Here is a 12367-nt window from a genome sequence, read left to right on the forward strand (position 1 = left end):
TTTTATCGATAATTATTTATTCTTCCCAAAAACTCCATTTAATTAGTCTTTGAGGTGTTAGCGGATGAATAAAAAAATAACCATTGGATTGGATTTTGGTAGTGATTCTGTCAGAGCTTTAGCGGTCGACTGTCAAAATGGGAAAGAGTTAGCTACAGCAGTAGTTTATTACCCACGCTGGTCTAAGGGCCAGTTTTGTGATCCGCAAAAAAATCAGTTCAGGCATCATCCCCTTGATTACATTGAGTCAATGACTCAATCAATACAATCTGTTGTCAATCAACTTAGATCTGATGCACAAAATATAGTTGCTATTGGTGTGGACTCAACAGGTTCTACCCCAGCACCTATTGATGAAAATGGCGATGTGTTAGCTTTAAAACCAGAATTTATGAACAATCCTAATGCAATGTTTATTTTATGGAAAGATCATACCTCGGTACACGAAGCTGAAGAAATTAATAGAGTGTGCAAAACTGAACCATACTCTAAATATTTGGAATATTGTGGTGGAGTTTATTCTTCAGAATGGTTTTGGGCGAAGATTATGCATATTTTTCGTCAAGACAGTGCTGTAAAAAATGCTTCGGCTTCTTGGATTGAACTCTGTGATTGGGTACCCGCTTTACTTTCAGGAACGACAGCGCCAAATGCAATAAAGCATGGTCGATGCGCTGCCGGTCACAAATGTTTTTGGAGCGAAGAATGGAATGGTTTACCCCCTTATGAGTTTTTTGAAAAACTCGACCCAAGTTTAGTTAATAACTTACCTTATCCTTTATTTGAAAAGACTTATACCGCAAATCATAAAGTGGGCACTATTACCCAAGAGTGGGCAGAAAAATTAGGATTACCAACATCGACCGTAATTTCTGGTGGTGCATTTGATTGTCACATGGGTGCGGTTGGTGCAGGCGCAAAACCTTATACATTAGTTAAAGTAATTGGCACCTCTACCTGCGATATTTTATTGGCAGAACAAAACGTTATAAATAATCGTTCAATTAAAGGCATTTGTGGTCAAGTAGATGGTAGTGTAATACCAAACTTTATAGGCCTTGAAGCCGGGCAATCAGCTTTTGGAGACATCTATGCATGGTATAAAAAACTCTTGTGTTGGCCTCTTGAAAAGTTAGTTTCAATCTCACCAGAATCTCAACCAATAGTGAAGGAGTTAAAACATAAATTATTAAATGATATTGCTCAAGCTTGGGCAGAAAATCCAAATCTAGACACAATCCCTATAACGCTTGATTGGTTTAATGGTAGACGAACCCCTTATGCCAATCAACGAATCAAAGGTGTTATAACCAATTTAACGATTTCAACGGATGCTGCAACATTATTTGGAAGCTTGGTTTTATCAACGGCCTTTGGTGCTAGAGCAATTATGGAATGCTTTATTAATCAAGATGTGCCCGTTAATGAAATTGTCGCTTTAGGAGGAATAGCTAAAAAATCCCCGGTTATTATGCAAGCTTGTGCAGATGTAATGAATAAACCGCTGACCGTTGTGAGTTCAGAACAATGTTGTGCATTAGGTGCAGCAATCTTTGCAGCTGTTGCAGCAGATGTTTATGCCGATATTTCCACCGCTCAAAGTAGTATGTCTAGTAAGCTTGAAACCACCTTTATCCCTGATGATAACAAGGTCCCTATATATGAAGAATTATATAAAAAGTATTTAGTTTGGTCAGCCTCTAGTGAACCCAACTATAACGCTTAATTTAATTTACAAAATATGAATAAATTATAAAGGAGTCCATTATGTTTGTTTATTCAGAAGCTGAAATTTGGTTTGTTGCAGGTAGTCAACACCTTTATGGGCCAGAAGCACTTGAACAAATTAAAAGAAATATTCAAGAGGTAACAGATTATTTTAATCATGAAGCAAATCTACCCGTTAAAATTGTTCTTAAACCACTCGCAACAAAACCTGAAGATATATATGACCTTTGTCAGGAAGTAAATTATTCTTCAAAATGTGTTGGATTAATTACATGGTTACATACATTTTCACCAGCTAAGATGTGGATTAATGGATTAACTCATCTACAAAAACCTCTTCTACAACTTCATACTCAATTTAATAAAGTCGTTCCGTGGGATTCAATGGATATGGATTTTATGAATCTTAACCAAACTGCACATGGAGGACGTGAATTTGGTTTTATCGGTTCTCGTATGCGCCAACCTCATTCTCTGGTAACTGGTTACTGGAAAGATAAAGATGTTCATGAGCAAATTGGGAAATGGATGCGAGTTTGTGTGGCAATTAATGCAGAAAAAACCATGAAAATCGTTAGATTTGGCGACAACATGCGCGAAGTTGCTGTAACAGAAGGGAATAAAGTTTCTGCACAAATTAAATTTGGTTATTCAGTCAACACTCATGCAGGTGGTGATTTGGTTTCAGTCATTAACTCAATTGCTGAAGGTGATGTCAATCAGCTAATTGATGAATATGAAACACTTTATAAACTTGCTCCCGTCGCCCAAATTGGTGGAGAGAAAAGACAAAACTTAATTGACGCAGCGAGAATCGAATTAGGTATTGAGCAATTCCTTAAACAAGGTAATTATGGCGGATTTACCACAACATTTGAAGATCTATACGGTATGGCACAATTACCAGGACTTGCTGTCCAACGATTAATGGCTAAAGGTTATGGCTTTGCTGGTGAAGGTGATTGGAAAACCGCAGCATTACTAAGCACCATGAAATTAATGGCCAAAGGGCTTTCAGGTGGTACCGCTTTCATGGAAGATTATACCTATGATTTTACTGAAGGTAATGAATTAGTTGTCGGCTCACATATGTTAGAAGTTTGCCCATCTATTATAGACGATGACATCAAACCTTTACTTGATATTCAACATTTGGGCATTGGTGGTAAAGCCGATCCTGCTCGACTTATTTTCCCTGCAAAACCTGGTTTAGCAATCAATGCCAGTTTAATTGATATTGGTAACCGCTTTAGACTAGTTGCGAATGAACTCGAGACAATCAAACAGCCTTATGCACTACCAAAACTACCTGTAGCATGTGCAGTTTGGAAACCAAAACCATCGTTAAAAGTATCAGCTGAAGCCTGGATTCTTGCTGGTGCTGCACATCATTCTGTTTATACCCAAGCACTTTCTATGGATTATTTCAGACTTTATGCACAACTGCATAACATTGAGTTGTTAGTTATTGATGAAAGTACCCAAATTAATGATTTCAGGAATGAATTGCGTTGGAATGAGATTGCGTATTGTAATCCTTATGCTTGATAAATTTATTTTAGTTCAATAATTGGAAATATTATTTCCAATTATTATCAAAATTACAGAATAAAGGGAATAAAGAGGTGGATATGAATACGTCTTTAACAACGAATAAAATGGAAATAAATTCTGCAAAAAAAATGACCTTTCTAATCGGCTTTTCAGCTGCAATGGCCGGTCTACTATTCGGTCTAGATATAGGTGTAATTGCGGGAGCTTTACCGTTTATTACTATTCAGTTTGAACTAACTACTCAGCTACAAGAATGGGTAGTGAGTTCAATGATGTTAGGAGCTGCTTTGGGGGCTCTATCCAATGGTTGGTTATCTTTTTATTTAGGTAGAAAATATAGCTTATTAGCGGGCGCCTTATTTTTTATTATAAGTTGCTTTGGATCAGCTTTAGCACCTAATGTAGAAGTTCTTTTAGTCTGGCGAGTTATTTTGGGGTTTGCTGTTGGTATTGCATCCTATACGGCGCCACTTTATCTTTCTGAAATGGCGCCAGAAAACATTCGCGGTAAGATGATTGCTGCTTACCAACTTTTAGTCACAATTGGTATTTTAGTTGCATTTTTATCAGATACTTATTTTAGCTATACAGGTGATTGGCGAATGATGCTTGGTATCATTTCTATACCTGCAATCATATTGTTTATAGTAGTGATTTTCCTGCCTAATAGTCCTAGGTGGTTGGCATCAAAAGGACGATTAAATGAAACTAAGAAAGTTTTAAAATCAATTCGTAGCGATCCTGTAAAAATTCAACAAGAATTTAATGATATCAAGGATAGTTTACAGGAAAAACAGGAAGGCTGGACACTGTTTAAAGCAAACAAAAATGTACGCAGAACAGTTTATCTTGGTATGGCATTACAAGCGATGCAACAATTTACCGGTATGAATATTATTATGTACTATGCACCAAAAATCTTTAGCCTTGCAGGATTTGAAAGTACCCAGCAACAAATGATTGCTACAATTATTGTTGGTCTTACTTTTGTGTTAGCTACATTTATTGCAATTTTTACTGTTGATAAATTAGGACGAAAACCAATTCTAAAAGTTGGTTTTGGTATTATGGCTTTAGGTACATTAGTACTAGGTATTTGTTTGCAACTTATCGAAAATGGTAATCCATCATCATTTACATCCTATGCAGCAGTTGGAATGGCAATTATGTGTATTGGTGGTTATGCAATGAGTGCAGCACCAGTGGTGTGGATTTTATGTTCTGAAATTCAACCTTTAAAAAGCCGTGATTTTGGTGTGACTTGTTCAACTGCGACCAATTGGATTTCAAATATGATAATTGGTGCAACATTCCTTACATTATTAAATCATATAGGTGTTGCTCAAACATTTTGGTTATATACCGGCATGAATGTTTTATTTATCTTCATTGTAATTTTCTTTGTACCTGAAACCAAAAATATTTCATTGGAACGTATCGAAAAAAATCTGATGTTAGGTAAAAAACTTCGTCATATTGGAGATGATCATTGAGGTTTATATTAGAACAATTGATATTGTTTTATGTTTATTCCTGATGTTTTATTTATTATCAAACAGGATGTTAATATGTTTACTGAATTAAAAGAACATGTTTTAGCAGCAAATTTATTATTACCTTATTATCAGCTTGTGACATTTACTTGGGGGAATGTATCTGCAATTGACAGAAGTAACGGTGTTATTGCTATCAAACCGTCAGGAGTCGCTTATGATAAGTTGCAAGTGAATGATATTGTTATTGTCGATCTTGATGGTAAAAAAGTCGAAGGTAAACTTAATCCTTCAAGCGACACACAAACGCATATTGAGCTTTATAAGGCTTTTGAACAAATTGGTGGAGTTATTCATACTCATTCAAGAAACGCAACAATTTGGTCTCAAGCAGGGTTAGATATTCCAGCTTTAGGTACAACTCATGCAGATTATTTTTATGGAGATATTCCTTGCACTCGCCAGTTAACACCAACTGAAATAATTAACAATTATGAACTCAATACAGGTAAAGTGATTATTGAAGAGTTTACTAAACGATCCATTGATGTATTGGCAATACCTAGTGTATTGGTATCCGGACATGGTCCTTTTAGTTGGGGAAAAAATGCAGATGATGCTGTTCATAATGCTGTTGTCTTAGAAGAAGTCGCTGCTATGGCATTAGCTACACGCAATCTAAATGTCGGCATAAAAATCCAACAAGAATTATTGGATAAACACTATTTCCGTAAGCATGGACAAAATGCTTATTATGGGCAGGGTTAGATATTTTTGGATAATATCAATCTACTGCAAGTAGATAAAAAAAATCAGGCAAACTTTTGCCTGATTTTTTAGAGAGTTAGATTAATCGTCACTATAACCTAAACTACGTAATGCTCGCTCATCATCAGCCCAACCAGCTTTGACTTTAACCCATAATTCTAAATGCACCTTGTTATCAAAGAAAAGTTGCATATCTTTACGGGCTTCAATACCGATTTTTTTGATTTTTTCACCTTTGTTGCCAATGACCATTTTCTTTTGTCCATCGCGTTCAACTAGGATTAAGCCATTAATGCGGTACATGCCAGTACGTTCATCAACTTTAAATTGTTCAATTTCAACCGTAACCGAGTAAGGTAATTCATCACCTAAAAAACGCATTAGTTTTTCTCGGATGATTTCTGAAGCCATAAATCGTTGTGATCGGTCAGTGATATAATCTTCAGGAAAATGGTGTTCACCAACGGGTAAATGTTTTTTGACAATATCTTTGATGATGTCAATCCCTTCACCTTTTTCTGCACTAATTGGCACAACATCTAAAAAGTTAATTTTTTGGCTAATTTCTTGGATATGTGGTAACAGTTGGGTTTTATCTGTTACATTATCAATTTTGTTTATAACTAACAGTATAGGTGCCTTGCAATCTTTGAGTTTGCCTGCAACCATTTCGTCATCTTCAGTCCAGTGGGTTCCTTCCACGACAAAAATAACTAATTCAACATCACCAATTGAACTGCTAGCAGCACGATTCATTAAGCGATTAATCGCTCTTTTTTCTTCAATATGTAAACCTGGTGTATCAATATAGATAATTTGATCATCGCCTTGGGTATCAATTCCGACAATACGGTGACGCGTTGTTTGCGCTTTACGTGAGGTGATTGATACTTTTTGACCAAGTAGTTGGTTTAATAGTGTTGATTTGCCGACATTTGGTCTACCGACTATGGCAACAAATCCACAATGTTGTTTTGATTCTGTCATTTTATTCCTAATTGGTTTAATGCTTCTTGAGCTGCGGCTTGTTCAGCTTTGCGACGGCTTAAACCTCGCCCTAAGTATTGGTGATCATCGTTTTCAATTTTACATTGAATTAAGAACTCTTGCTCATGATTGTCGCCAGTAACTTCAAGAATTAAATAACATGGTCTTTCATGTCGTATACCTTGCAAATATTCTTGTAAACGTGTCTTAGCATCTTTTTGCTTAATACCAGGTTGAATTTCATCTAAGCGTTTTTGATACCAAGATAAAATTATGCGGCGAATGTTTTCAATATCACTATCTAGATAAATAGCACCAATGATAGCCTCTACTGCATCAGAGATAATGGATTCACGGCGAAAACCACCACTTTTTAATTCACCTTGACCTAAAATTAGGTAATCACCTAATTTGAATTCTTTACCCATTTCAGCAAGTGTTTGTCCACATACTAAACTTGCTCGCATTTGACTAAGATCACCCTCATCTTGCTTGAGAAATCGATGATAAAGTTCATCAGCAATGACAAAACTTAATATCGAATCACCTAAAAATTCAAGGCGTTCATTATGCATTTTATTAGCACTACGATGAGTTAGTGCTAACTGAAGTAAAGATGTGTTTTTAAACTGATATCCAATAGCTTGTTGTAGTTGATTCAAATTTTTCATCACAGTTAGTGGATTCCACCTATACGGCTAAAACGAATTCCTGTTGGCCATTTATCAGGTTGTTTTTCAAAACTGATCCAAATAGTTGTAGCTCGACCAACAAAGTTTTTTTCAGGGACAAAGCCAAAATATCGACTGTCACCGCTGTTATCACGGTTATCACCCATCATAAAATAGTTATCTTGTGGAACAACCCATGTTGCTATCGGTTGACCATTTTGATGATAAAAATAACTTGTATCTTCCATTTTTCCAGGCGTTGTTAGAACATCGTGAGTAATTTCACCTAAGGTTTCTTGTTGAATTTTCATATCTAATGTAATTCTAGAGTTAGAATCAACAATACCTTTGTCTTTATATTGTTCTATTGTATAAAAGCCTGGGTTTTTCCCCATTTCGTTCACTTCTTTCCAATTACTTGGTTGTGGTTGAGTGTAATGTAAATCTAATGGTTCAGAACGCTGACCAACACAATTATTATCGGTTGATTGGCAAGCTGGATAAATGAGAATTTTCTTTTCATTAGACAAATAGACAATTTTATCGCCAGGTAAACCTACAACGCGTTTAATAATATCTATATTAGATCCATTGGGGTGTTTGAAAACCGCAATTTCACCACGTTTTGGATGACCGGTTGAAATTAAGACAGTATTGGTGATCGGATCACGTAATCCATATGAAAACTTTTGAACAGCAATAAAATCACCAACTAATAGTGTTTGCATCATTGACCCAGAAGGAATTTGAAATGGTTCATATATAAATGATCGAATAACAAAAACCACAAAAAGAACAGGGAAAAACGATGCTAAATTTTCAATCCAGCCTTTAGGTTTTCCAACTTCTGCCAAAATTTTACCATCAATTTCACCATTAGCTTGCTTACGAATCTCTTCAACTTTACGTTGTCTAGCAGGTTTCCATCGGTACTTCTCTAAAAACCAAAAGATCGCAGTAATGAATGTTGCTATTGTTAATATGATGGCGAATAAGTTAGCCATTTTTTATCCTCTTTAACTGATTAATCTTTACCAACATGTAGAATAGCTAAAAACGCTTCTTGCGGTAATTCTACATTACCTACTTGTTTCATGCGCTTTTTACCTTCTTTTTGTTTTTGTAAAAGTTTTTTCTTACGACTTACATCACCACCATAGCATTTAGCTAAAACATTTTTACGAAGTTGTTTAACTGTTGAACGAGCTATGACGTGGTTGCCAATTGCAGCTTGAATCGCGATATCAAATTGCTGACGCGGAATAAGATCTTTCATCTTTTCGACTAGTTCACGCCCACGGTATGGTGCATTGTCTTTATGGGTAATGAGTGCTAATGCATCAACACGCTCACCATTAATTAATACATCAAGCCTAACCATGTCTGCGACTTGGAAACGTTTGAAGCTGTAATCTAAAGAGGCATAACCACGTGAAGTTGATTTCAGTTTGTCAAAGAAATCTAAAACAACTTCAGTCATTGGAATTTCGTAAGTTAATGCAACTTGATTACCATGATAAACCATATTGGTTTGTACACCGCGCTTTTCAACACATAGAGTAATTACATTACCTAAATACGTTTGTGGAACTAATATGTTACATTCAGCTATAGGTTCACGAAGTTCTTGAATGTTATTCACCGCAGGTAATTTTGCTGGGCTATCAACATAGATAATTTCATTTTGAGTAGTCAAAACCTCATAAACTACTGTTGGTGCAGTAGTAATTAAATCAAGATTATACTCTCTTTCTAATCGTTCTTGAATGATTTCCATATGCAATAAACCAAGGAAACCACAACGGAAACCAAATCCTAACGCACCTGAATTTTCAGGTTCATAAAAAAGCGAGGCATCGTTAAGGCTTAGTTTTCCTAATGCATCACGAAATGCTTCGTAATCATCAGAACTAGTTGGAAATAATCCTGCATATACTTGAGGTTTAACTTTTTTAAATCCTGGTAGTGGCTTGTCTGCTGGAGATTTTGCTAAAGTTAACGTGTCCCCTACAGGTGCTCCTAATATATCTTTGATTGCACAAACAACCCAACCTACTTCACCACAATGCAAGCAGTCTTTATCTATTTGTTTTGGAGTAAAGATCCCTAGGCGATCAACATTATAAGTCATTCCTGTACTCATAACTTTGATTTTATCACCTTTATTTAACTCACCATTCTTGATACGAATTAGTGATACAACACCTAAATAGTTATCAAACCATGAATCAATAATTAGTGCTTGTAGTGGTGCATTCGAATCACCTTCTGGCGCAGGGATATCATGAACGAGTTGTTCAAGCACATCAACCACACCTACTCCGGTTTTAGCCGAGCATCTTACTGCATTGCTAGCATCAATACCAACAATGTCTTCAATCTCTTCTGCCACTCTTTCAGGTTCGGCTGCCGGTAAGTCGATTTTATTAAGTACTGGTACAACCTCAAGGTCCATATCAAGTGCTGTATAACAGTTTGCAAGAGTTTGCGCTTCAACACCTTGCCCTGCATCAACAACAAGTAATGCACCTTCACATGCAGCAAGTGAACGAGAAACTTCATATGAAAAATCCACATGTCCTGGTGTATCGATGAAGTTTAGCTGATATGTTTGGCCATCTTTAGCATGATAATCTAAAGTAACACTTTGTGCTTTAATTGTAATACCACGTTCACGTTCCAGATCCATTGAGTCTAAAACTTGAGCTTCCATTTCACGATCAGAAAGTCCTCCACAGATTTGGATAATACGATCAGAAAGCGTTGATTTACCATGGTCAATATGAGCAATAATTGAAAAATTGCGGATATTTTTATTCATATCAATAAGTTATATTTTAGTTATGTACTGTTAATTATCGTTAGTGTTATTGGCTATAAATAACAAGTCAAATAATCACGAAAATAGAAGCAAACATTCTACACATTAATGGTCAGTAAGCATAGTGTTATCGAGAGGTTTACGGCGATTTCTCAACAATATTTTGGGCAATTCTTTCAATTGTCCCTTCAGGTAAATTACCAATAATAATAATATTTTTGTTACCCAGATTAGTTGAGAATATTGTTCTTCCGCCCTGCTGAATAAGTTGATTAGGTTGACTTGCTTGCTCTAAAGAGACATTCACTGTAAAAGAAAATACGCCATCAGAAAACAATTTAGTTGCAATATCAGAACTATAAAAATTGACATTATACGCTGCTATTTCTTTAAATCCTTTTGGCAACCATGCTAAGCGCCAAGCATCAAGTAAATTATTCTGTTTTTCAATTGATAATAAAATTGGGTAAGTTCGATTATCAATATAATTTTTGAATTTTTTAACATCGAAATCAACATCGATATCAACAACTTTTAATTGATTAACAATATCATTATCATCATCAATTAAGTCTATTCGTAATGGTAAGAAAGTCTCATCATCGATCCATATAACATAGCTATAGCGATCTTTGTCTTTTGCAATTATTTTAACTAATTGAGCACCACGATTTGCCGTTCTAGTTTTACCTAATAAAATAAAATCATAAATATTCGCTAATGAATTAAAGTCATTATAAATTACATCAGGAAATGCCTCTGTTATGCGAGAACTAGCAATCGAAAATGAAGGGCTATCAGGTTGAAAATAACTGGTGGTGTTGTTATGCAAGATAATCTCTTTTGCTGGACCTTCAAGATAAAGCAATTGCGCATTAATATTTTCTTTTTTAGCTGCGCCTAAGTGATTATATTCAAAAGTTGAGCCAAATTGTTCTCTATCTTGTGATACAAAATGAATTTGATAATCATTGATTTGTACCGCTTTACTCATTTTATTTAATAAATTTAACGCTTCATTTGTTTCTGTTGCCATGGTTGAGGCAGAAAACAATATAAAAAACAGAGTAATAATAAAATTATTACTCTGTTTTAGCTTTATTTTTATTAAAGAAAATAGAAAATTCATTTTTATTTAACGGGCATTTAACCTTTTTTGTAATTCATAATCTTGAACGAGCAATCTAATTTTATCGTATTGTCTTTTTTCAAGTAATTGCTTGTCATTATGTTGTATTCCACCAACAGGTGCTACATTAACACCCATAGGAACAGTATTAAGCGTTGGAGCACCACTTGCATCGTCCGATTGACCTTGATGATATTGAACACCAGCAATAATTGCTAATGTAACACAAGCAGCAAGTCCAACTTGGCTAACTTTAGCCACAACATCTTTAATTCGCACCCAAAATAGATTTTCAGCTTTAGGAATTGAAATCTCATCTTGAGAAGGTTGCTCTGTTAATTGTGGGTATAAATCATCATCCGCAATCGCCATAGCAACTTGATTGCTAATATCTAATGTTAATGAACTACCGTGCAATTCTCCTCGCATTGCTTCTCTTGCGATATGATAGCGATGCCAGCAGGATTGCAAACTTTCATCATGGCTAACGACATCAACAAAGTTATCGTCTGTAAACTCACCATCCATCAATAATGAAAGTTGCTGCTTCTGTTCTATTTGCATAGTAGATACCTTAATTTCTTGCTACCTATTTTAATTTGTTCAAACCACTAACTAATTAATGGTTTTATTTTTTCATCAATAGCATCACGTGCTCTAAAAATACGTGATCTCACAGTTCCGACTGGTGTACCCATAATTTCAGCTATTTCCTCATAACTTAATCCATCAATTTCACGTAGTGTGATGGCGGTTCTTAAATCATCAGGTAATGCTTCAATTGCTTCAAATACTACTCTTTCAACTTCTTTAGAAAGAACTAAACTTTCAGGGTTATCGACATCTCTTAATGAGTCTGCACCTTCGTAACTTTCCGCTTCACTTGCATCAATATCCGAAGATGGTGGTCGCCTGCCTTGCGAAGTTAAGTAATTCTTTGCAGTATTAACCGCGATCCGATACAACCAAGTATAAAAAATACTTTCACCTTTAAAAGAGCTTAATGAACGATAAGCTTTAATAAAAGTTTCTTGCACAACATCAGGTATTTCAGAAGGTAAAACATAACGTGATACCAAATGAGCTAGCTTATTTTGATAACGTACCACAAGTAAATTAAACGCATTTTTATCTCCGTTTAAAACGCGATCTACTAAAACTTGGTCTGTTATTTGCTCCCCCATTAAAGGCCATCCCTCATTATATTATCACTATT

The 12367-nt window shown here is 35.4% G+C and carries 11 protein-coding genes; 4 read left to right on the plus strand and 7 right to left on the minus strand.

Annotated elements, in window-relative coordinates; all coding sequences use genetic code 11:
* Positions 1 to 64: 64 nt before the first annotated feature.
* From A9G08_RS02510 to A9G08_RS02525, 4 genes are all read left to right on the plus strand, one after another.
* Complete coding sequence (locus A9G08_RS02510) at positions 65 to 1726, plus strand: ribulokinase (protein WP_065562176.1); 1662 nt, start codon at positions 65 to 67, stop codon at positions 1724 to 1726.
* Positions 1727 to 1767: 41 nt separating this feature from the next.
* Positions 1768 to 3276, plus strand: a complete 1509-nt coding sequence (araA, locus tag A9G08_RS02515) for an L-arabinose isomerase (protein ID WP_065562177.1) — start codon at positions 1768 to 1770, stop codon at positions 3274 to 3276.
* A gap of 83 nt (positions 3277 to 3359) precedes the next feature.
* Positions 3360 to 4775, plus strand: coding sequence for a sugar porter family MFS transporter (locus A9G08_RS02520; RefSeq protein ID WP_065562178.1), 1416 nt, complete (start codon positions 3360 to 3362; stop codon positions 4773 to 4775).
* A gap of 75 nt (positions 4776 to 4850) precedes the next feature.
* Positions 4851 to 5543 (plus strand): L-ribulose-5-phosphate 4-epimerase, encoded by a 693-nt coding sequence (locus A9G08_RS02525; RefSeq protein ID WP_065562459.1) that lies wholly within the window; start codon positions 4851 to 4853, stop codon positions 5541 to 5543.
* A gap of 81 nt (positions 5544 to 5624) precedes the next feature.
* On the opposite strand, the gene era is transcribed toward A9G08_RS02525, so the two are convergent.
* From era to rpoE, 7 genes are all read right to left on the minus strand, one after another.
* Positions 5625 to 6530, minus strand: coding sequence for a GTPase Era (era, locus tag A9G08_RS02530; RefSeq protein WP_065562179.1), 906 nt, complete (start codon positions 6528 to 6530; stop codon positions 5625 to 5627).
* Positions 6527 to 7201: a ribonuclease III gene (gene rnc, locus A9G08_RS02535; RefSeq protein WP_065562460.1), complete on the minus strand. Its 675-nt coding sequence runs from the start codon at positions 7199 to 7201 to the stop codon at positions 6527 to 6529. The genes era and rnc overlap by 4 nt, the downstream gene beginning before the upstream one ends.
* A 5-nt stretch (positions 7202 to 7206) precedes the next feature.
* Positions 7207 to 8205: a signal peptidase I gene (lepB, locus tag A9G08_RS02540; RefSeq protein ID WP_065562180.1), complete on the minus strand. Its 999-nt coding sequence runs from the start codon at positions 8203 to 8205 to the stop codon at positions 7207 to 7209.
* A 20-nt stretch (positions 8206 to 8225) separates the two neighbouring features.
* A complete protein-coding gene (gene lepA, locus A9G08_RS02545; RefSeq protein WP_065562181.1) occupies positions 8226 to 10022 on the minus strand; it encodes a translation elongation factor 4 in 1797 nt (598 codons plus the stop codon).
* A 139-nt stretch (positions 10023 to 10161) separates the two neighbouring features.
* Positions 10162 to 11058, minus strand: coding sequence for a MucB/RseB C-terminal domain-containing protein (locus A9G08_RS02550; RefSeq protein WP_065734314.1), 897 nt, complete (start codon positions 11056 to 11058; stop codon positions 10162 to 10164).
* 99 nt (positions 11059 to 11157) lie between these two features.
* On the minus strand, positions 11158 to 11715 hold the full coding sequence (locus tag A9G08_RS02555; RefSeq protein ID WP_065562183.1) for an RseA family anti-sigma factor: 558 nt from the start codon (positions 11713 to 11715) through the stop codon (positions 11158 to 11160).
* A 47-nt stretch (positions 11716 to 11762) separates the two neighbouring features.
* On the minus strand, positions 11763 to 12335 hold the full coding sequence (gene rpoE / locus A9G08_RS02560; protein WP_065562184.1) for an RNA polymerase sigma factor RpoE: 573 nt from the start codon (positions 12333 to 12335) through the stop codon (positions 11763 to 11765).
* Positions 12336 to 12367: the final 32 nt, after the last annotated feature.

It is taken from the genome of Gilliamella sp. wkB195, assembly GCF_001690445.1.
Lineage (GTDB): Bacteria > Pseudomonadota > Gammaproteobacteria > Enterobacterales > Orbaceae > Gilliamella > Gilliamella apicola_E.